This window comes from Arthrobacter sp. NicSoilB4, assembly GCF_019977335.1.
Lineage (GTDB): Bacteria > Actinomycetota > Actinomycetes > Actinomycetales > Micrococcaceae > Arthrobacter.
Map to the genome: position 1 here is coordinate 39,165 of NZ_AP024653.1, position 19,914 is coordinate 59,078.

Annotated in this window: 20 protein-coding genes; 13 read left to right on the forward strand and 7 right to left on the reverse strand. The window is 67.9% G+C overall.

Features of this window, described 5'->3' with window-relative positions; translation table 11 throughout:
* The first annotated feature begins 84 nt into the window (after positions 1-84).
* On the forward strand, positions 85-837 hold the full coding sequence (locus LDO13_RS00200; RefSeq protein ID WP_224048094.1) for a LysR substrate-binding domain-containing protein: 753 nt from the start codon (positions 85-87) through the stop codon (positions 835-837).
* 23 nt (positions 838-860) lie between these two features.
* Here LDO13_RS00200 and LDO13_RS00205 read toward each other — a convergent pair whose 3' ends face one another.
* Positions 861-1,196: a hypothetical protein gene (locus LDO13_RS00205; RefSeq protein WP_224048095.1), complete on the reverse strand. Its 336-nt coding sequence runs from the start codon at positions 1,194-1,196 to the stop codon at positions 861-863.
* A 95-nt stretch (positions 1,197-1,291) separates the two neighbouring features.
* On the reverse strand, positions 1,292-2,749 hold the full coding sequence (locus tag LDO13_RS00210) for an MFS transporter (RefSeq protein WP_224048096.1): 1,458 nt from the start codon (positions 2,747-2,749) through the stop codon (positions 1,292-1,294).
* Between the two features lie 180 nt (positions 2,750-2,929).
* On the opposite strand from LDO13_RS00210, the gene LDO13_RS00215 reads away from it, so the two are divergent.
* The 8 genes from LDO13_RS00215 to LDO13_RS00250 are packed head-to-tail and all read left to right on the forward strand — an operon-like array spanning position 2,930 to position 9,056.
* Entirely contained in the window at positions 2,930-3,232 is a 303-nt protein-coding gene (locus LDO13_RS00215; RefSeq protein WP_224048097.1) for an urease subunit gamma, read from the forward strand.
* A gap of 8 nt (positions 3,233-3,240) precedes the next feature.
* On the forward strand, positions 3,241-3,558 hold the full coding sequence (locus tag LDO13_RS00220) for an urease subunit beta (RefSeq protein WP_224048098.1): 318 nt from the start codon (positions 3,241-3,243) through the stop codon (positions 3,556-3,558).
* Positions 3,555-5,312 (forward strand): urease subunit alpha, encoded by a 1,758-nt coding sequence (gene ureC / locus LDO13_RS00225; protein WP_224048099.1) that lies wholly within the window; start codon positions 3,555-3,557, stop codon positions 5,310-5,312. Before LDO13_RS00220 ends, ureC begins: the two co-directional genes overlap by 4 nt.
* Positions 5,313-5,331: 19 nt before the next feature.
* On the forward strand, positions 5,332-5,814 hold the full coding sequence (gene ureE, locus LDO13_RS00230; protein WP_224048100.1) for an urease accessory protein UreE: 483 nt from the start codon (positions 5,332-5,334) through the stop codon (positions 5,812-5,814).
* Positions 5,795-6,484, forward strand: coding sequence for an urease accessory protein UreF (locus tag LDO13_RS00235; protein ID WP_224048101.1), 690 nt, complete (start codon positions 5,795-5,797; stop codon positions 6,482-6,484). Before ureE ends, LDO13_RS00235 begins: the two co-directional genes overlap by 20 nt.
* A gap of 30 nt (positions 6,485-6,514) precedes the next feature.
* The gene (ureG, locus tag LDO13_RS00240) at positions 6,515-7,132 is read left to right on the forward strand and encodes an urease accessory protein UreG (protein ID WP_224048102.1); all 618 of its coding nucleotides are present in this window, start codon (positions 6,515-6,517) and stop codon (positions 7,130-7,132) included.
* Positions 7,129-8,004 carry an urease accessory protein UreD gene (locus LDO13_RS00245; RefSeq protein WP_224048103.1) on the forward strand — a complete coding sequence of 292 codons (876 nt, stop codon included), beginning with the start codon at positions 7,129-7,131 and terminating at the stop codon, positions 8,002-8,004. Before ureG ends, LDO13_RS00245 begins: the two co-directional genes overlap by 4 nt.
* On the forward strand, positions 8,004-9,056 hold the full coding sequence (locus LDO13_RS00250) for a nickel transporter (protein ID WP_224048104.1): 1,053 nt from the start codon (positions 8,004-8,006) through the stop codon (positions 9,054-9,056). Before LDO13_RS00245 ends, LDO13_RS00250 begins: the two co-directional genes overlap by 1 nt.
* Positions 9,057-9,138: 82 nt before the next feature.
* On the opposite strand, the gene LDO13_RS00255 is transcribed toward LDO13_RS00250, so the two are convergent.
* The 5 genes from LDO13_RS00255 to LDO13_RS00275 form a co-directional block, all read right to left on the reverse strand.
* Positions 9,139-10,506, reverse strand: coding sequence for an MFS transporter (locus LDO13_RS00255; protein ID WP_224048105.1), 1,368 nt, complete (start codon positions 10,504-10,506; stop codon positions 9,139-9,141).
* An 82-nt stretch (positions 10,507-10,588) separates the two neighbouring features.
* A complete protein-coding gene (locus LDO13_RS00260) occupies positions 10,589-11,059 on the reverse strand; it encodes an RpiB/LacA/LacB family sugar-phosphate isomerase (protein ID WP_224048106.1) in 471 nt (156 codons plus the stop codon).
* Between the two features lie 8 nt (positions 11,060-11,067).
* Positions 11,068-12,012 (reverse strand): ribokinase, encoded by a 945-nt coding sequence (locus LDO13_RS00265; protein WP_224048107.1) that lies wholly within the window; start codon positions 12,010-12,012, stop codon positions 11,068-11,070.
* An 82-nt stretch (positions 12,013-12,094) separates the two neighbouring features.
* Entirely contained in the window at positions 12,095-13,120 is a 1,026-nt protein-coding gene (locus LDO13_RS00270; RefSeq protein WP_224048108.1) for a LacI family DNA-binding transcriptional regulator, read from the reverse strand.
* A 190-nt stretch (positions 13,121-13,310) separates the two neighbouring features.
* On the reverse strand, positions 13,311-14,072 hold the full coding sequence (locus LDO13_RS00275) for a GntR family transcriptional regulator (protein ID WP_224048109.1): 762 nt from the start codon (positions 14,070-14,072) through the stop codon (positions 13,311-13,313).
* Between the two features lie 108 nt (positions 14,073-14,180).
* Between LDO13_RS00275 and LDO13_RS00280 the strand changes: the two genes are divergently transcribed.
* The 4 genes from LDO13_RS00280 (at position 14,181) to LDO13_RS00295 (ending at position 19,906) form a co-directional block, all read left to right on the forward strand.
* Entirely contained in the window at positions 14,181-14,939 is a 759-nt protein-coding gene (locus tag LDO13_RS00280) for a 5-oxoprolinase subunit PxpA (protein WP_224048110.1), read from the forward strand.
* Positions 14,940-15,040: 101 nt separating this feature from the next.
* Positions 15,041-16,378, forward strand: coding sequence for an MFS transporter (locus LDO13_RS00285; RefSeq protein ID WP_224048111.1), 1,338 nt, complete (start codon positions 15,041-15,043; stop codon positions 16,376-16,378).
* Positions 16,379-16,424: 46 nt separating this feature from the next.
* A complete protein-coding gene (locus tag LDO13_RS00290) occupies positions 16,425-18,131 on the forward strand; it encodes a 5-oxoprolinase/urea amidolyase family protein (RefSeq protein ID WP_224048112.1) in 1,707 nt (568 codons plus the stop codon).
* Positions 18,131-19,906: a biotin carboxylase N-terminal domain-containing protein gene (locus LDO13_RS00295; protein WP_224048113.1), complete on the forward strand. Its 1,776-nt coding sequence runs from the start codon at positions 18,131-18,133 to the stop codon at positions 19,904-19,906. The genes LDO13_RS00290 and LDO13_RS00295 overlap by 1 nt, the downstream gene beginning before the upstream one ends.
* The last annotated feature ends 8 nt before the right edge of the window (positions 19,907-19,914 follow it).

Genomic DNA, 19,914 nt, shown 5'->3' on the forward strand with positions numbered 1-19,914 from the left:
AGGGTATCCGGCCAACGGCTGACTGGGCACCGGCGCTGAACACTGACACCCGCCATGCGCCGGGCCGGGCGGTACTGTGAACATGTGTCCGCAGCAGAAGAAGCACCCCAGACCACCGACGAAACCGCCGACGAACAGGCCGAAGCACCAGCGCGGGAGCTGCGTTTCGCCTACGTCGCCGGCGTCACCCCGGGCAAGTGGGTCCGGCGCTGGGAAGAGCGGGTGCTGGATGTGCCGCTGCGCTCCTTTATGTCCGACGACGGCGCGCAGCTCACGGTTCTGCGCGACGGTTCCGCTGACCTGAGCTTCGTCCGGTTGCCGGTGGAGCGGGAGGGCCTGAATGTCATCCCGCTGTACGAGGAACAGCCCGTGGTGGTGGCGCCCAAGGGGCACGAGATCTCGGTGTTCGAGGAGGTGGCCCTGGCGGACCTGTCGAAGGAGACGTTCCTGGACGTGGCGGAACTTGGCGGACCGGAGATGGCCCTGCAGGTGGTGGCCACCGGCGCCGGCCTGGTGATCCTGCCGATGTCCGTCGCACGGCACTTCAACGTCAAGGACACCGTGGCGCGGAAGCTCACCGGAGCACCCACGACCCAGATCGCCCTGGCCTGGCCAAGCGACAGCACGGATGAGGTGATCGAAGAGTTCATCGGGATCGTGCGCGGCCGCACCGCTGCCAGCTCCCGGCAGCCTTCCGCCCAGCAGGAAAAGCCAAAGAAGGAACCGAAGCCGGACCGGCGGGGTCCCGCGGTCAAGAAGCCCAAGGTGGCGCAGCGCTACGCGCCGAACCCGGACAAGGGCCGCGGCAAGGGATCCCGGAAGAAGGGCAAGCGCTAAAGCGCTGCCTTAGGCTCTGGCCGCTACTTGGCGCAGGCGTCCTGCAGGGCCTTGACGGAGTCGGCCGGAACCTGGTCGCCGGAATCGGCGATCTGGCGCAGCGGGGTGGTGAGCTCGGCGGGTGCGCCTGCGGTCTCTGCGCCGGCAACCAGACCGCCCAGCAGTTCCTTGTCCTGGACACTGACCAGGCCGTCCGCAACGAGGGCGCAGGCCTGCTTCTTCACTTCACTGCCGGCCGCCGTGGCCACCTGGGATGCGCCGTCGCTGACGGCCTTGTTCGCGGCGTCCTGCACCTGGCCGCAGCCGGTCAGGGCAATCAGAAGAGCGGCAGCGGACAGGGCGGCGAGGCGAAGTTTCATCCGACCAGCCTAACAAGCGCGGCCGGTGCCGGAACCTCCCGCCGTATGCAGCCGACCGCGCCCCGATTCACTGGGGCGGGCGGCGCCGGCCGGGCTTATCCGGGAGACGCCGTCGCTGACGCTTCTGCAGCCGTCCGCGCATACGACGCTGAGACCCGGCGGTACACCGGGGTCAGGAAGGCCAGCAGTGCGGCGGCGATCATGATGATCCCGGCCACCAGAAACACCAGGGCGATGCCGCGGGAGGTACCCTCGCCCAGCAGCGGGGCCAGCTGGGCTGCACCCTCAGGGGACCGCGCGTACGGGATGATCCAGACCTGGGCGATCGGCGCGATGAGGAACGCGGTGATCGGCGCTGCCGCGGACTCGAACGCCATGGCGAATCCGAATACCCGGCCCTGCCGATTCAGGGGCACCACCTGTTGGATGACCGTCTGCTCCGCGGCCTCCACGAACGGGACCAGGACGAGGTACAGCCAGATGCCGGCGATGTAGAGCCAAGCCCACTCGCGCAGGGTGAATACCGCACCGAGGACCCCCATGAGGATCACCGCGATGAGCATGGTGCGCAACGGGTTGGACCCGAGCCCGAACTTGCCGATCAGCGCGCCGCCCACGATGAATCCGGTGGCGCCGACCGCGAAGTAGGTCCCCCACAGCTCCACGGGGAACATCTCCAAGCCGTAGGGATCCATCAGCGCCATGTAGACGCCACCGATGAAGTTGTTGAACGTGGAGAAGAGGATCAGCGCAAACAGGCCGGAAATGGCCAGCACGGCGGCGAGGGAGCCGCGCAGGTCGAATCCGCCGTGCGCGTCCGTGGCGGCAGCGCGCACTTCCTCGGGCATGCGCAGCGTGAGCAGGTGCGCGAATGCCAGCGCCGTGAGCACCACGGCGACGGCGACCGTCCAGCCCATGCCCAGCAGCCCGACCGAGAGTCCGGAGAGCACCGAGGTGACGATGAACATCAGTCCCTGCACCATGCCCACCAGCCCGTTGGCGTTCGCCCGGCGGTCCGGTTCGATAAGGATGGTGACCGTGGTGGAAAGGGCAATGTTGCGCATGTTTTCCACGACCGCACCGACCAGGATGATCAGGGCGAAGACCCAGAACAACGGCTGCGTCAGGTCCAGCAGCGCGGCGGCCGGGGTCAGCAGGAACATGGCCCCGGACAGCACGAACATGACCAGGGTGAAGCCGGCGGCGAAGCGCATCACGGCAAGCTTGCGGTAACGGTCCACGAAGGTGCCGAAGCTGATGCTGGAAAGGGCGATCAACAGCATGTACGCACCGCCGATGACCCCGGTGGCGATCACGTTGCGCGTCTCCAGGTACACCCAGAAGGTCAAGGCGAACCACAGGTAGCTGGTCGTGATGTTGGCCAGGGCGGTGTTCACCAGGATCCCGGCGAACGTGCGCGACCGCTGCGCAGGACTGCGCAGCGTCGCGTTGACGGCGGGCGGCAGCGGGTTGCCGGCCACGTCCTCGCGGAGGTCAGCGTCGTAATCGGGAGCCGCAGCTGCCCCGGGCGGGGCCGGCTCCTGCTCGGTCATGCGTCCCAGTTTACTGACAACTAAAAGCCACGAACACGGCCGCCGGCCGGTCGGGAAGCGTGGGCAAAGGCCCCCAGCCAGTTTTGTGACGTAAGAAACGTGCAGGAAACGTTCCCCGTCTACTCTGGCTTCACCGCGGCGCCGCCAGGCCCGTGGCCGCCGGTGTGAAGGGAGCCCGTTATGCATCTGCTGCCCCGTGAGCAGGAAAAGCTCATGATCGTGGTCGCGGCCGACCTCGCCCGCCGCCGCCAGTCCCGCGGTCTGAGGCTGAATTTTCCGGAGGCGGTCGCCATCATCAGCTACGAGCTGATCGAGGGTGCCCGGGACGGCCGGACGGTGGCGGACCTGATGAGCTACGGCACCACCGTGCTGGGCCGCGGGGACGTCATGGAGGGCGTGCCGGAGATGATCCACGACGTCCAGATTGAGGCCACCTTCCCGGACGGCACCAAGCTCGTCACCGTCCACGATCCGATCCGTTAGGAGCTCAGATGATTCCCGGAGAATACGTTCTCGGCCCGGATCCTGTGGTGGTCAATGCGGGGCGTGAGGCGATCGACGTCGTGGTGACCAACACCGGTGACCGTCCCGTGCAGGTGGGCTCGCACTTCCACTTTTTCGAGGCGAACGCCGCCCTTTCGTTCAACCGCCGGGCCGCCTACGGCCGGCGCCTGGACATTCCGGCGGGCACGGCCGCCCGTTTCGAGCCGGGGGATAGCAAGACCGTCCGGTTGATCGAACTCGCCGGCCGGCGCGAGGTCTACGGCCTCAGCAACGCGGTGAACGGAACACTGGAGGGACGAAGATGAGTTTCGAATTGTCCCGCCGTCAGTACGCGGACCTGTACGGCCCGACGACGGGCGACGCCATCCGCCTCGCCGACACCGAGCTCTTCCTCGAGATCGAGAAGGACCTCACTGTCTATGGCGAGGAAGTTGTGTTCGGCGGCGGCAAAGTGATCCGCGACGGCATGGGCCAGAACGGCCAGCTGACCAGGGACGAAAACGTTCCCGACACCGTCATCACCAACGTCGTGATCCTGGATTACACCGGGATCTACAAGGCCGACGTCGCGCTCCGGGACGGCCACATCTTCCGGATCGGCAAGGCCGGCAACCCGCAGATCACCGACGGCGTGGACATCGTAATCGGGGCGAGCACCGAAATCATTGCCGGCGAACGGAAAATCCTGACCGCCGGCGGCGTGGACTCCCACATCCACTTCATTTCCCCGGACCAGGTTTCCGCCGCCCTGTGCAGCGGGGTGACCACCATGATCGGCGGGGGCACCGGCCCCGCCGAAGGAACCAAGGCAACCACCGTCACCCCCGGGAAATGGCACATCCAGCGGATGCTGCAGGCCGCCGAAGGGCTCCCCATCAACATCGGCCTGTTCGGCAAGGGGCACGCCTCCGCCGTCGAACCTTTGGCCGAGCAGATCCGCGCCGGCGCGATCGGGTTGAAAGTCCACGAGGACTGGGGCTCCACGACGTCCTCCATCGACACATCGCTCAAAGTCGCGGACTGCTTCGACGTCCAGGTGGCCATCCACACTGACACCCTGAACGAGTGCGGCTTCGTGGAGGACACCATCCGGGCCATTGACGGGCGCGTGATCCACACCTTCCACACCGAGGGCGCCGGCGGTGGACACGCCCCGGACATCATCAAGATCGCCGGGCTGCCCAACGTCCTGCCGGCCTCCACCAACCCCACGCTGCCGTACACGCGCAACACCATCGAAGAGCATCTGGACATGCTTATGGTCTGCCACCACCTCAACCCGGACATCCCGGAGGACGTGGCCTTCGCGGACTCCCGCATCCGCGCGGAAACCATCGCCGCCGAGGACGTGCTGCAGGACCTGGGGATCTTCTCGATCACCTCCTCGGACTCCCAGGCCATGGGCCGGGTGGGCGAGGTGGTCATCCGCACCTGGCAGGTGGCGGACAAGATGAAGCGGCAGCGGGGTGTCCTGAAAGACCCCCGGGGGGACAGCGCAGCGGGCGTGCACGGGGCGGCGTCAGGCCTGGGCGCTGACAGCGACAACTTCCGCCTGAAGCGCTACGTGGCGAAATACACCATCAACCCGGCCATCGCGCAGGGCATGGCTGACTCCATCGGCTCCGTGGAGGCCGGCAAGTTCGCGGACCTGGTGCTTTGGGATCCGGCGTTCTTCGGGGTCAAGCCGGAGCTGGTGATCAAGGGCGGGCAGATCGCCTACGCGCTGATGGGGGACGCCAACGCCTCCATTCCCACCCCGCAGCCGCGCACCATGCGGCCCATGTTCGCCGCCTACGGCAAGGCCCTGCAGCAGTCCTCCATTACCTTCCTTTCCCAGGCCGCCATCGACGCCGGGGTCCCGGCGGAGTTGGGGCTGGAGAAGGTCATCCGTCCCGTGTCCGGCATCCGCCGCCTCACGAAGGCGGACCTCAAGTACAACGGCGCCATGCCGGACATCGAGGTGGACCCGGAAACGTACCAGGTGAGCGTCGACGGCGAGAACGTCACCTGCGAACCGTCGGACGTGCTGCCCATGGCGCAGCGCTACTTCCTTTTCTAGGCTTCCAGAGGAGACAGGAATGATCATCGAAAAGGTCCTCGGCAACACCCACGACCTTCCTCCCGTCCCGGACCCGTATGCCGGGCTGCACCGTGAAAAGGTCGTGCTGCCCAGCACCCAGCTGGTCAAACGCGTCCAGCGCGTCACCACGGACCACGGCAAGGAAATCGGCATCCGACTCCCCTCGGGTTCCGGGGATCTGCGCGACGGCGACATCCTGCATGTCGCGGAGACCAACATGATCGTGGTGTCGGTGCTGCCCACGGATGTCCTTGTGATCACCCCGCGCTCCATCCACGAGATGGGCGTGGTGGCGCATTCCCTCGGCAACCGGCACCTGCAGGCCCAGTTCTTCGAGGCGTCCCCGGAGTACGGGGCCGCCGTGATGGTCTGCCAGTACGACCACACCGTGGAGGACTACCTGAAACACGTCGGAGCACCCTATGACCGCCAGGAGCGCGTGATGCCCGTCCCCTTCCGCCATGCCGACCACAGCCACTAGTCCCGCGCCCTACCAGCTGGCCCTGCAGCAGCTGACGGATTCCGCGCTGCCCACCGGGGCGTTTGCCCACTCGCTGGGGTTTGAGACGTACCTTGAGCGCGGTCTCGTGCGCGATGAGGAGACGTTCGGCGTGTGGCTGGCCGCGTTCATGTCCCAACAGCTGACCTACTCGGACGCCTTGGCCATCCGGTTACTCTATGAGGGCGACCTGCTTGCGGACCTGGATGAGTTGTTGACCGCCCAGCTGTTGCCCCGGCAGTTGCGCGAGGCCAGCATCAAGATGGGCGGCCGCCTGCTGGAGATTGGTGCCGAGATCTTTCCGTCCGCTGAGCTCGCGGAATACCGGGCGCTGGTGGGTTCCGGCCGCGCCGCCGGCCATCAGCCGCTGGCGTTCGCCGTCGTCGCCCGATCCCTGGAGGTTCCGTTCCCCGAGGCCCTCGCCGCCTACCTGTTCGCCACCGTCACGTCGTTGACGCAGAACGCCGTCCGGGCGATCCCGCTGGGGCAGAACGCCGGCCAACGGCTGCTGCGGAAGGCGGCCGACGACGTCGCGGCCGCGGTCTCACAGGCCGACAGCCTGGACCGGTCCGATTTTGGCGCCGTGAGTCCCGGACTCGAAATTTCGCAGATGCGGCACGAGCGACAGCGTGCCCGCATGTTCATGAGCTGACCAAGCAACGAAATATGTCTGGAGAAGAATATGTCTGAACCGATCAAAATCGGCATCGGCGGCCCGGTGGGCGCCGGCAAAACCCAGCTCGTGGAGCGCCTCACCCGCCACCTGAGCCGGGAGATCTCCATGGCCGCCATCACCAACGACATCTACACCATCGAGGACGCCAAGATCCTCGCCGCCAACGGAATCCTCCCGATCGACCGGATCATCGGAGTGGAAACCGGCGGCTGCCCGCACACCGCCATCCGCGAGGACACCTCCATGAATACCGCGGCCATCGAGGAGCTGAAGAAACGGCACCCGGACCTGCAGGTGATTTTCGTGGAGTCCGGCGGGGACAACCTCTCCGCCACGTTCAGCCCCGAACTGGTGGACTTCTCCATCTACATCATCGACGTCGCCCAGGGCGAGAAGATCCCGCGGAAAGCCGGCCAGGGCATGATCAAGTCCGACCTCTTCATCATCAACAAGACCGACCTCGCACCGCACGTCGGCGCGGACCTCTCTGTGATGGAGCGGGATTCAAAGGAATTCCGGGGCGGGAAGCCGTTCTGCTTCACGAACCTCAAGACGGACGAAGGGCTCGAGCGCGTCATCGCATGGGTGCGGCGCGATGTCCTGATGCTCGACCTGGCGTCATGAGCACGACGGCGGCCGCTGAGTCCCTCGCTGTCGCCGCACCCAGGGGGGAGCTCGAACTCGTCGTCGCTGAGCGGAATGGACGGTCTGTGGCTGTGCAGCAGTTTCATCAGGGCGCCCTGCGGTTGTTGCGGCCGCACTACTTGGATGCGTCCGGGCAGGTTTGTTATGTGGTGGTGAATCCTGGCGGGGCGTATTTGGGGGCGGACCTTTATGTCGTGGACGTGGAGGTGGAGGAGGGTGCGAAGCTGCTGCTCACCACGCAGTCGGCCACCAAGGTCTACCGGACGCCGGGTTCGTTGGCCGAACAGCGGATGCGGTTGCGCCTGGCGGCAGGAGCGCAGCTGGAATTGGCCCCGGACCAGCTGATCGCTTACCGGGAGGCAAGCTACCGGCAGAACACCCACATCACCATGCACCCGACGTCGAGCCTGGTCATGTCCGAGGTCATCACGCCGGGCTGGTCGCCGGACGGGGCGTCGTTCCGCTACGAGGAATTGCGGCTCCGGACCGAAATCCGGATCGAATCCGAGGAAGGCGGAGGGCTGCTGGCGCTCGACAATCTGCTGATCCGGCCGCCGCAGCACGACGTCACCGGCATGGGTTTTATGGAGGGCTTCAGCCACGTGGGATCACTGATCGTTGTCGATCGGCGCGTTGACCAGTCCCTCGCCGACGAATTGCATGTGCTGACCGGCGGGCACGATGCCTACACAGGAGTTTCCCTGACTGCCACAGTTGATGGGATCAGCGGTCTTGTGCTCCGGTCCCTCTCGAACAACACTGAAGAACTCAACAGGCTTCTGGGCGCGTGCAGCGCCCTGCTCCGTCAGCGGTGGCATGGCACGGCACCCCTGGACCTAAGGAAATACTGATGACGACGCTCACCGAATTCGCCACCATGTACCGTCAGCGCGAGGAGCTCCCGGTGCGGACCCGGCTGCTGGTGACGTTCGGTGCCGTCGTCGCCCTGCACGCTGCCGCCGTCGTGCTCCTCCTGGCCGGCTCGGTGGCGGCGGGGGAGCCGTTGGCTCTCGGCTTGGTCCTGACCGCCTATTTGGCCGGTATCAAACACAGCTACGACTGGGACCACCTCGCGGCCATCGATAATTCGACCCGAAAGTTCGTGGCCCAGCGGAAGGACCCGGTCAGCGTCGGGTTCGCGTTCAGCCTGGGCCACAGTTCAGTGGTGATCCTGGCCGGGGTCCTCGCGGTGGGCGGCGCCGCGCTGGTGGGGCAGTTCATGGAGGGCGGCTCCACCGCAAACCTTGTGCTGGGACTGATCGGCAGCGGCGTTTCGGGGATCTTCCTGCTGGCGATGGGGCTGTTCAACGGGTCGGCCTTCCTCCGGGCCGCGAAGGCCTACCGGAGCGTGCGGGGCGGTGGGGACGTGAACAACGAAGACCTTGAGGTCGGCGGATTCGTGGCCCGGCTGCTGGCGAAGCCCCTGGCCGGCGTGCGGCGGCCCCGGAACATCTATGTGATCGGGTTCCTTTTCGGCCTGGGGTTCGACACCGCCACCACCATCGGGCTGCTGGTCATGGCGACGGCGGCCTCGCTGGCCGGAGTTTCCCCGCTGGCCCTGCTGGCGCTGCCGCTGGCTTTCACGGCGGCCATGACGCTGTGCGACACCACCAACGGGGTTGCCATGATGCGCATGTACAGCTCGGCCATCCACAACTCCAGCCGGCGGCTGGGCTTCAATGCGCTGATCACGGGCATTTCCGCGGCGTCAGCCCTGTTCATTTCGTTCATCACCCTGGGCGGCTTCTTCAACGCAGCATTCGGGCTCAGTGATCCCGTGACCACGTGGCTGGGCGGGATCGACCTGGGTGAGGCAGGGCTGTTGCTGGTCGCTTGCCTGCTGACGGTCTGGGGAGCGGCCTCCGTGCGCGGGCGGCTGCCCTCCCGAAGCGGGGGAAACTAGCCAGCATGCTGCCCTGGGACGCTACGCAAGCGGCCCGCGCCTGCCCGGCATGGGCGGGCGCGGGCCACTTTGTGACAGCTGCCTAGCGGACAGAGGACGCTGCCGGCTGGTCCGCTGCGGAAGCGGCCGGTCCGCCGGCGATGATGGCGTCGACTTCGGCCTTTTCCTTGGCGCCCCAGGTTTCGCGGGTGTTCAGCACGCCGAGCAGGCCGATAACACCCACCAGGACATACAGCGAGGCGCCGCCTGCCCACCCGAAGGCGGAGGCCAGCAGCACGGCCAGGAAGGGCGCGAATCCTGAAATCGAGGCGGCAACCTGGTACCCGATGGAGGCGCCGGACGTCCGGGTGTTCGTCCGGAACAGCTCCGCGAACCAGGCGCCCTGCGTTCCGGTGAACGTTGCGTGGATGATGCCGATGCCGATCACGAAGGCCAGGACGATCAGGAACGGATTGCCGGTGTTGCTGAGCAGGAACATCGGGAAGCCGAAGACGATGACGGCGATGGTTCCGCCGAGGTAGAGCTTGCGACGGCCGATGCGGTCGGTGAGCGCGCCGGCGGCCAGCGTGACCGGGATGGCAAGGAGGCTGGCGATCACAATGCCGGTGAGGCCGATGGCGCGGTCGTCGGGGTTGTTCTTCGTGATGTAGGAGAGCAGGTACGTGGCCGTGACGTAGTACGCGCAGCTCTCCACGATCCGCAGTGAGATCACCCGCAGGATGTTCCGCCAGTCGTTCTTGACCACGGTGGCCAGGGGGTTCTTGACGATCGCGCCCGTGGCCTTGGTGTGTTCGAACTCGGGTGATTCCTCAAGCTTCATCCGGACAACCAGGCCGACGACGATCAGGATGGCGCTGGCGAGGAACGGCAGCCGCCAGGCCCAGTCGGTCTGCAGCGAGGCCGAAAGCAGGAAGGCGGCGTTGGCCAGGGTGATGCCGAGCGGGTTGCCCGCCTGCGGGATGGCGGCAAAGCGGCCGCGCTGCTTCCACGGTGCGTGCTCGAACGTCATCATGACGGCGCCGCCCCACTCGGCACCGAAAGCGAGTCCCTGGATCATCCGGATGATGACCAGCAGGATGGGTGCGAGGATGCCGACCTGCGCGTAGGTTGGGAGGCAGCCGATCAGGACGGTGGCGATGCCCATGGTCAGCAGCGCGCCGACGAGCACGGGCTTGCGGCCGTACTTGTCGCCGAGGTATCCACCGACGGCTCCGCCGATGGGCCGCATCAGGAATCCCACCGCCAAGGTGGCGAAGGCCAGGAGTGTTCCGACCACGGGGTCCGTGTTGGGGAAGAAGACCTTGCCGAAGTACAGCGCCGCGGCCGTGCCGTACGCGACGAAGTCATAGTTTTCAACGCAGGTTCCGGCGGCCGAAGCCATCGCGGTCTTGATCTTTCCGGGGGAACCGTGGGCGGCCTGGCGCGGCCGATCGGTGATTTCTGCCGTCATGTTCTATATCTCCTTTGATATTGCTGGACAGCCCTGGGCGGTATGCCGAAGGCCAGGTGAAGTTCTGGTGTGGTCGGCCGGATCAGATTTCCGCGGCCAGTTCCCGGGCTCCTTCGAGCTCCAGTTCGCGCAACTTCCGGACGCGCCGGATGGTGTCCTCGTCGTTGTCGAACTTCGCGTCGAGGAAGGACTGGAGGACTTCCTTGGCGGTGGCCCTGCCGATCAGCCAGGCGCCCATGGCGATTGCGTTCGCATCGTCGTGTTCCACGCTCTGATGGGCAGAGTAGACATCGTGCCCCAGCGCGCAGCGGATCCCCGGAATCTTGTTCGCCGCCATGACGGCGCCGACTCCCGTTCCGCAGACGAGCACGACCCTGTCTGCCTGGCCGGACTTCACGAGCTCACAGGTGGCGCGCGTGATGTCCGGGAAATCGACCGGGGCTTCGCTGGGGGCGCCGCAGTCAATGACCTCGTGACCGAGGTCCTCCAGGACTGACTGGACGAACGCCTTCAAGGGGAAGCCGGCGTGGTCGTTGCCGAGTGCGATTTTCATGGGTCTCCTTAGTTCGAAACGAAGTTGGTGGGCAATGCGGAAGTCGGGGCTGCTTGTAGTTCCTGCTGCCATGGAATCGATTCCATGGCGCCGGTGCGTGTGACTGCCAACGCTGCAGCGCTGGATGCGCGGCGCATCGCGCCGGCCAGGTCCCCGGGCGTGGCCAGAAGGGAGGCGGCGAGGTAGCCGACAAAGGTGTCACCCGCGCCGGTGGTATCGACGGCGGCCGCGGCGGATGCGGGCACGTGTACCAGGCCGCCGTCGAGGACCGCAAACGAGCCTTCCGCGCCCGCCGTGCAGACGATTGCCGCCCCGAGAACCGGCGGAAGTGACTGGACGAGCTCCAGGTGGTTCCCCGGCGGCATTCCGAGGATCTCCGCTACGGCCCGGATCTCCTGTTCGTTGACCACCAGAAGGTCGACGTCGTCGAGCAGCCCGTCGATCCGTCCGGGGGCGGGGGCTGCATTGAGGATGACGAAGGCCCCGCGGCTCCGGGCGACGGCGGCTGCCTGCCGGACCAGCACCGACGCTATTTCCAGCTGCAGGACCAGGATGTCGCCCGCTTGCATGGCGCCGAGCCCCGCTTCGACGTCGTCGGCGGTGAGGCTGGAGTTTGCCCCCGGACTGACGATGATCTGGTTCTCACCGCGGTCGTCGACGGCGATGATCGCTGTCCCCGTGGGGGCGTTGCCGACGACCCGCAACTGTGTGTGGTCGATGCGGGCGTCGGACAGGACGTCCAGAATCCGGCGTCCGTGGGGGTCGTCTCCGACGGCTCCGGTGAATTTCACATGGGCGCCGGCGCGGGCGGCCGCGACAGCCTGGTTGCCGCCCTTGCCGCCGGGGCTGAACGTGGCGTCCGTGCCCCGAACAGTCTCGCCTGCCCGGGGTAATGAACTGACGCGGACGTTCTGGTCGATATTGAGGCTTCCGACCACAAAAACCGTGCTCATTGGACCTGCTCCTTCGGTGGTGTCGGACGGTGTGCCCCAGGCCGGAATTCGAGACTCCCGGCGGTGGGGGTAAGGGCCGCGCTCACGGCTGGCCCGGGATGGGATCCGGCGTGCCCGACGAGGCGCGGATGATCAGTTTGCTGGGGAGGACGACTGATTCCGGCCGATGTCCGTCGATGACGTCGAGCAGCAACCCGACCGCTATTCGGCCCATGGCTTCCACATCGTGCGAGATGACGGTCAGTGGCGGGTCAAGCAGGGAAAACCACTCGATGTCGTCGAAAGCAACAAGGGCCATGTCGCGGCCAATGCGCAGGCCTTTCCGGTTCAACGTTGCCAGCGCGCCGACTGCCATGGGACTGTCCGCGGCCAGCATTGCAGTTGGGGGCTGCGGGAGCGCCAGCAGGTGTTCGGCGCCGGCTGAGCCGCTGGCTGACTGAAAGTCTCCGAAATACGTCAATTCCGGATCGCTGCTGAGCCCGATGTCCTTGACGGCCCGGGAGAAGGACCGGAGGCGTTCGCGCCCTGTGGACGTGGTCTGCGGGCCTGCGATGTAACCGATCCGCTCGTGGCCCTGGCCGGCCAGGTGCTCCACCGCCTGGCGGATGCCGGAAGCGCTGTCCGTGGTCACGCTGGGCACGTCGATGCCGTCAACGGTCCGGTCGACGAACACCGTGGGGATATCCCGTTCCAGCAGCGCGCGAAGGCTGGAACTTCCTTCGCCCTGCGGAGCGGCGATCACACCGTCAACACGCTGGGAGATAAATGTGTCCAGGTACCGGTCCTGCTGCGGAATGCTCTCGTTGGCGTTTCCCAGCAGAGTGACGAGTCCTTCGGCCAGGGCGGCCTGCTCGGCCGCGTGGGCAAGATCGGCGAAGAACGGGTTGCGCACATCCGACACGAGGAGCCCGATGACATTGGTTCTGGTGGAACGGAGTGCGCGCGCCTGGGCGTTGGGGTGGAAGTCGAGCTCAGTGACCGCTGCGGCGACTTTCTGCCTGGACTGCGGCGACGTGGCCGGGTTTCCGGACAGCACCCTGGACGCCGTGGCCGGCGAGACGCCGGCGAGAGCCGCCACGTCCTTGATGGTGATGGATGGTCCTGTCACTGCTGCGCACCTCATTGTGGGACTGCTTGTGAAACTGCTCATGGAATCGATTCCATGGAATCGGTTCCACAATTATGTGACGGGCATTACGTCCTGTCAATGGTTGCGGCCCACCGGCGTACTCGGGACGTGCGCCGCCGCGACTGCGCCGCCTGCCGGAACCCGCATCCCCGGTGACAATCCGCCGCGCTCAGTCCCCGTGGACGGCGCTCTGCTTCTCTTCCGAGCGGTCGAGGTAGGCCAGCAGGAGGTCCCCGGCGCGGTCCACCTCGCCGGCTTCGAGCGCCTTGCAGATCTCCTCGTTGTCGTCGAGGTAGCTGCGGTAGAAGTGCGCTTCCAGGGTGGCCTTGTGGAAGAACAGGCGCATCTCGGCCAGGACCTGGCCCATGATCGTGTTGAGGCGTTGGCTTTCGGCCAGGGCCACGATCGCTCCGTGGAAATGCTGGTTGGCGTTGCCCAGTGCTTCCTCGTCGTCCACGGCTGCCGCGGCCCGGCCTTCCTCGACGGCCGCTCGGACCGCCGCCACACGTTCCGGGCTGCCGCCGCGGCGGATGGCGCTCACTTCGATGGCGCGGCGCACGGTGTAGACATCGTGGATGTCGCCCGGTCCCAGGCTCGCGACGAACACGCCCCGATTCGGATGCCGGACCACCAGGCGCTCGGCTGCGAGTTCGGCGAAGGCCTCGCGGACGGTGTTGCGCGACACGCCCAGCTCCTCGGAGATGGTTGATTCGGTCAGCCTCGCCCCCGGCAGCAGCAGCCCTTCCGCCAGCTGCAGGCGCAGTTCCGCCGCCACCCGGTCCGCGACCGAGGGGATGGCCACACGCAGCCGGGCCGCCGCCGCCAGGGCCGCGCCGGCCCCGGCCGCGGCGGCCCGCTTCGTGCCGGAGCGGGCAGGAGTGGCCGGAGTCTGGCCGGAGATTCCGCTGGTTCCTGCTTTGGGGCTCGTCATACTTCAGAATTTACACGATCGTCACATCGTGGAATCGAAGGATTGTTGAACAATCCGTAGATTTAGTGCATCCTAGTTAGGGGGCTATCAATGAGACGAGGATCACAAATGGCAACCATCGACCTGAACAGCGACGTAGGCGAGTCCTACGGACGCTGGAGCCTGGGGGACGACACGGCGATGTTCCGCTCGGTCTCGAGCGCGAACGTGGCCTGCGGATTCCATGCCGGCGACCCCAGCGTGATCCGCCGGACCTGCCGCGAGGCTGTTGCCGCCGGCGTCGTGATCGGCGCCCACGTCGGCTACCGCGACCTCGCCGGTTTCGGCCGCCGCTTCCTGGACATCGACCCGATCGAACTCGCGGACGACGTCGTCTACCAGATCGGGGCCCTGCAGGCGCTGGCCGCCGCAGAAGGCGGCAAGGTCACCTACGTCAAGCCGCACGGGGGCCTCTACAACGCGATCGTGGCACACACCGCGCAGGCCAGGGCCGTCGTCGACGCCGTCAAGTCCGTCGATCCGAACCTGCCCATCCTGGGCCTGCCGGGCTCGGAAGTGCTCCGGCTGGCCGAGGCCGCCGGGCTCCGCGCCGTGACCGAAGCCTTCGCGGACCGGGCCTACAACCCGGACGGCACCCTGGTGTCCCGGACGTTGCCCGGAGCCGTCCTGCACGACCACGCGGAGGTCACTGAGCATGTCCTCCGGATGGCCACCGACTCCGCCGTCCGCACCATCGACGGTTCCATCCTGAAGATCCGCGCGGAGAGCATCTGCGTGCACGGCGACTCCCCGGGAGCCGTCACCATGGCAGCCGCAGTGCGCGATGCGCTGACCGCCGCCGGCATCACCACGGTCGCATTCGTCTGAACCGGCCGAACCACCGCTTCACCGGCGCGCGTCGTCCCACCGGCGCCACGTCACCACAACCACCCAGTACAGGCAGCATCCCGCACCCTGGAGGAAAAATCATGACCGCACCGCACCAGGCCAGCCCGGCCGCCAGCAAGAGGAAGGTGCCGCCCGGCGCCCTCAAGGCCTACGCCGCGAGCCTCACCGGCACGTCCCTGGAGTACTACGACTTCGCGATCTACTCCGTGGCCTCGGCCCTGGTGTTCCCCAAGATCTTCTTCCCCGGAAACAACGAGTTCGTCGGCCTGCTGCTGTCCTTCTCCGCGTTCGCCGTGGGCTACCTGGCCCGCCCCATCGGCGGTGTGGTCTTCGGCCGGCTCGGTGACAAGATCGGCCGCAAGTACGTCCTCGTCTTCACCCTGATGCTGATTGGCATCGCGACGGTGCTGATCGGCCTCCTGCCGGGCTACGCGACCATCGGCGTCGCCGCCCCCATCATCCTGGTGCTGCTGCGCCTGGCCCAGGGCATCGGCGTCGGCGGCGAATGGGGCGGTGCCGTCCTGCTCTCCAGCGAGTTCGGTGACGCCAACAAACGCGGCTTCTGGTCCTCCGCCGCGCAGATCGGCCCGCCGGCCGGCAACCTGATGGCCAACGGTGTCCTGGCGATCCTCGCCGCGACCCTCACCGACGAGGCCTTCCTCTCCTGGGGCTGGCGCGTCGCGTTCCTCGCCTCCGCACTCCTGGTGGTCTTCGGCCTGGTGATCCGGCTCAAGCTCGAGGAAACCCCCGTCTTCAAGGCCATCCAGGCCCACGGCGAGCAGCCCAAGGCCCCCATCAAGGATGTCTTCACCAAGGAACCCCGCGCCCTCGTTGCCGCCGCCCTTTCCCGCGTCTGCCCCGACGTGCTCTACGCCCTCTTCACCGTCTTCGTGGCCGTCTACGCCACCAAGGAACTGGGCATGACCACCGGCAACGTCCTCGCCGCCATCCTGATCGGCTCCGCCTTCCAGCTGTTCCTGATCCCCGCCGCCGGCGCCCTCACGGACCGCTTCAACCGCCGCCTCGTGTACGGCGTCGCCGCGGTGGGCACCGCGCTCTACATCCCGGTGTTCTTCTGGATGATCCAGGGCAAGTCCGTCGCCATGCTCACCCTCGGCGTCGTGATCGGCCTGGCCTTCCACGCCTTCATGTATGGCCCGCAGGCCGCCTACATCACCGAGCAGTTCCCCGTCCGGCTGCGCTACGCCGGCAGCTCGCTGGCCTACACGCTGGCCGGCGTCATCGGCGGCGCCGTCGCGCCGCTGGTTTTCACCGCCCTCTACGCCGCCACCGGCAACTGGTACCTGATTGCCGGCTACCTCGCGGTCGCCTCGGTCGTGACCGTCGTCGGCCTGGCCCTGGGCCGGAACCCGCAGACCAAGGAAGAAGAGCGACTCATGCAGGAAGCCCACGCCTAAGCGGCGCGGATCCCATTCGAGGCACCGGCAACGACGAAGGCAGCTGATGATTGAGACAGCGGGGGAAACCCTGGCACCAAAGAAGGCGGCAGGTTCCAAAGTGGGTTCCGTGCGGGCCGTGGGAACCCGCGCGGTCCTCGCCGAGCTCTCCGGAACCCAGGACGTGCTGGCACTCCAGGCGCTGCTGCTCGAGCACCCGCTGCCGGGCCAGCTGGACGTCCTGGCCGCGGCCGAGACCGTGCTGGTCACCGCGGATTCGCCGGTGTCGGCCCGGCGGATCGCGGCCGCCCTGCTCCAGCTCGACCTCACCGCCCCCGTGCAGCGGGACGGCGAGCTGGTGCTCATCGACACCGTGTACGACGGCGAGGACCTCGCCGAGGTTGGGGAGCTGACCGGCCTCGGAACCGAGGGCGTGATCGCCGCCCACACCGGCCAGATCTGGACCGTGGCCTTCGCCGGCTTCGCCCCGGGCTTTGGCTACATGGTGGGGGAGAACCAGGCGCTCGAGGTGCCGCGGCGCAGTTCCCCGCGGACCGCCGTTCCCGCAGGTTCGGTGGCGCTGGCCGGAAACTACTCCGCCGTGTACCCGCGCCGCTCGCCGGGCGGCTGGCAGCTGATCGGCCGCACCGGCGCCAAAATGTGGGACCTGGACCGGGAGCAGCCCGCCCTGGCCGCCCCCGGCCACCGGGTCCAGTTCCGCGCGGTGCGGGACACCGTAACGCTGGGGCCGGAGCGCCCGGCCCAGGACCGCGCCCCCAGCGTTCCCGCCGCGGAAGTGGCGTCCGGCCTGCGGGTCGTTTCCCCCGGCCTGCAGAGCCTGATCCAGGACCTCGGCCGCTTTGGCCACTCCGGCCTGGGCGTCTCCGGGGCCGGCGCGCTGGACCGGGCCTCGCTGCGCCGGGCCAACCGCCTGGTCGGCAACGCGCCGTCGGCCGCCGCGGTGGAGACCGTCGCCGGTGGCGTGTCGGTGCAGGCCGTCGGGGACCAGGTCCTCGCCGTCACCGGGGCCCCCGCGGAACTGGCCATCGAGACACTGTCCCGGGCCGACTCGGCCGATGACGACTTCGAACCCGCGTGGCGGACCGTCCCGATGGCCACGCCCTTCGCCCTGCTCGACGGCGAAACCCTGACGATCGGCGCCCCGGAGAGCGGTTTCCGCAGCTACCTCGCCGTCCGCGGCGGTGTCGACGCAGCCCCGGTGCTTGGCAGCCGCTCCACGGACACAATGTCCGGGATCGGCCCCGCACCGCTGGCCGCCGGCCAGCTCCTCGCCGCCGGAGGCGAGGCCGAATCCGGCGTCGTCGGACACCCTGAACTGCAGCCGGACTTCCCGGGCACCGGCGTCACCGTTCTCGACGTCGTTCCCGGCCCCCGCGCCGACTGGTTCGACGCCGACGCGCTGCCATCCTTCTGCGGCCAGGACTGGGAAGTGAAGCCGCAGTCCAACCGCGTCGGCATGCGCCTGCAGGGAACCCCGCTGCAGCGCTCCCGCCAGGGCGAACTCGCCAGCGAGGGCACCGTCGCCGGCGCCCTGCAGGTCCCGCCGGAAGGGCTCCCCGTGCTGTTCCTGGCCGACCACCCGATCACCGGCGGCTACCCGGTGATCGCCGTCGTGGTCGACTCCCAGTTGGACCGCGCCGCCCAGGTCCCGATCGGCGGCAAGATCCGCTTCCGCTGGGTGCCGGCTGGCACCAACGACCACGCCGCCGCGACTACTGAACACACCACCCCCGAACAAGAAGCGAGTAACTGATGCGCAAGGTCCTGATCGCCAACCGCGGTGAAATCGCCGTCCGGATCGCCCGGGCCTGCGACGACGCCCAGCTGGCCTCCGTCGCGGTCTACGCAGACATCGACGCCGATGCCCTGCACGTCTCCGCCGCGGACGAGGCCTACGCCCTGGGCGGCAACTCGCCGGCGGACACCTACCTGAACATCCCCAAGCTGCTCGCCGCGGCGGCGGAATCCGGCGCCGACGCCCTCCACCCCGGCTACGGCTTCCTGTCCGAAAACGCCGAATTCGCCCAGGCCGTCCTCGACGCCGGGCTCACCTGGATCGGTCCCACGCCGGACGCCATCCGCCTGCTGGGCAACAAGATCACTGCCCGGGAGACCGCCGTCCGGGCCGGCGCCCCGCTGGTCGCCGGAAGCGACGGCACGGTGGAGTCGGCCGCCGAGGCCCGCGCCTTCGCGGAACAGCACGGCCTGCCGATCGCCATCAAGGCCGCCTTCGGCGGCGGCGGCCGCGGCATGAAGGTGGTCCGCGCCCTGGACGAGGTCGAGGAAGCGTTCGATTCCGCCGTCCGCGAGGCCGTCGCAGCCTTCGGCCGCGGTGAATGCTTCGTGGAGCGCTACCTCGACCGGCCGCGGCACGTGGAGGCGCAGGTTCTCGCGGACACGCATGGCAACGTCGTCGTCGTCGGAACCCGCGACTGCTCACTCCAGCGCCGGCACCAGAAGCTTGTGGAGGAGGCGCCGGCGCCGTTCCTCACCGAGGAGCAGACCAGGCAGATCTACGACGCCGCCAAGGCCGTCTGCCGCGAAGCCGGCTACTCCGGCGCCGGCACGGTCGAATTCCTCGTCGCCGCGGACGGCACCGTGGCGTTCCTCGAGGTCAACACCCGCCTGCAGGTGGAGCACCCCATCACCGAGGAAACCACCGGCATCGACCTCGTGCAGGAGCAGTTCCGCATCGCCGCGGGGGAGCCGCTGCGCATCACAGCGGACCCGGCGCCGCGCGGGCACTCCTTCGAATTCCGGCTCAACGCCGAGGACGTGGGGCGCGGCTTCCTGCCCTCGCCCGGCACCGTCAGCGAGTTCTCCGCCCCCACCGGACCCGGCATCCGGCTCGACACCGGAGTCCGCTCCGGCTCCTTCGTACCGCCGCAGTTCGACTCGCTGCTGGCCAAACTGATCGTCACCGGCGCCGACCGGCAGCAGGCGCTGCGCCGCGCCCGCCGCGCCCTCGCCGAAATCAGCATCACCGGGGTGGCCACCGTGCTGCCGTTCCACCGTGCCGTGCTCGAATCCCCGGACTTCACCTCCGAAACCGGCCTCGGCATCCACACCCGCTGGATCGAAACCGACTTCGCGGACAGTGTTTCCATTTCGGCCGACCCCGGCTACAGCACCACCGCGCCCGACGGCGAACGCCGCACCATTACGGTCGAGGTGGACGGCCGCCGGATGGCCGTCGGGCTGCCCGCGGACCTGCTGGACGGCTGGGCACGCTCCGGCGGGCCGGTGCCTGCTGGAGTCTCCGTGGAAGGGGCTTCCGACGGCGGAGCAAACGACGGCGGCGCAGCCGCCGCTGATCCGGGGGAGCTGCGCGCCGGCATGGCCGGGACGGTCGTGAAGTGGCTCGTCGAACCGGGCGCCGAAGTTTCGGCGGGGGACCCCGTCGTCGTGCTGGAAGCCATGAAGATGGAAACCCAGGTCGCGGCCCACCGCGACGGGACCGTGACCGGCCTCCGCGCGGAGGCCGGCGGCGTCGTTAGCGCTGGAGCGGTGCTGGCCCTGATCGGGTAGCCAGCGGC

Coding starts and splice junctions, on each gene's coding strand:
- LDO13_RS00205 (WP_224048095.1), bottom strand. CDS start 1,196: ATGAAACTTCGCCTCGCCGCCCTGTCCGCTGCCGCTCTTCTGATTGCC.
- LDO13_RS00210 (WP_224048096.1), bottom strand. CDS start 2,749: ATGACCGAGCAGGAGCCGGCCCCGCCCGGGGCAGCTGCGGCTCCCGAT.
- LDO13_RS00215 (WP_224048097.1), top strand. CDS start 2,930: ATGCATCTGCTGCCCCGTGAGCAGGAAAAGCTCATGATCGTGGTCGCG.
- LDO13_RS00220 (WP_224048098.1), top strand. CDS start 3,241: ATGATTCCCGGAGAATACGTTCTCGGCCCGGATCCTGTGGTGGTCAAT.
- ureC (WP_224048099.1), top strand. CDS start 3,555: ATGAGTTTCGAATTGTCCCGCCGTCAGTACGCGGACCTGTACGGCCCG.
- ureE (WP_224048100.1), top strand. CDS start 5,332: ATGATCATCGAAAAGGTCCTCGGCAACACCCACGACCTTCCTCCCGTC.
- LDO13_RS00235 (WP_224048101.1), top strand. CDS start 5,795: ATGCCGACCACAGCCACTAGTCCCGCGCCCTACCAGCTGGCCCTGCAG.
- ureG (WP_224048102.1), top strand. CDS start 6,515: ATGTCTGAACCGATCAAAATCGGCATCGGCGGCCCGGTGGGCGCCGGC.
- LDO13_RS00245 (WP_224048103.1), top strand. CDS start 7,129: ATGAGCACGACGGCGGCCGCTGAGTCCCTCGCTGTCGCCGCACCCAGG.
- LDO13_RS00250 (WP_224048104.1), top strand. CDS start 8,004: ATGACGACGCTCACCGAATTCGCCACCATGTACCGTCAGCGCGAGGAG.
- LDO13_RS00255 (WP_224048105.1), bottom strand. CDS start 10,506: ATGACGGCAGAAATCACCGATCGGCCGCGCCAGGCCGCCCACGGTTCC.
- LDO13_RS00260 (WP_224048106.1), bottom strand. CDS start 11,059: ATGAAAATCGCACTCGGCAACGACCACGCCGGCTTCCCCTTGAAGGCG.
- LDO13_RS00265 (WP_224048107.1), bottom strand. CDS start 12,012: ATGAGCACGGTTTTTGTGGTCGGAAGCCTCAATATCGACCAGAACGTC.
- LDO13_RS00275 (WP_224048109.1), bottom strand. CDS start 14,072: ATGACGAGCCCCAAAGCAGGAACCAGCGGAATCTCCGGCCAGACTCCG.
- LDO13_RS00280 (WP_224048110.1), top strand. CDS start 14,181: ATGGCAACCATCGACCTGAACAGCGACGTAGGCGAGTCCTACGGACGC.
- LDO13_RS00285 (WP_224048111.1), top strand. CDS start 15,041: ATGACCGCACCGCACCAGGCCAGCCCGGCCGCCAGCAAGAGGAAGGTG.
- LDO13_RS00290 (WP_224048112.1), top strand. CDS start 16,425: ATGATTGAGACAGCGGGGGAAACCCTGGCACCAAAGAAGGCGGCAGGT.
- LDO13_RS00295 (WP_224048113.1), top strand. CDS start 18,131: ATGCGCAAGGTCCTGATCGCCAACCGCGGTGAAATCGCCGTCCGGATC.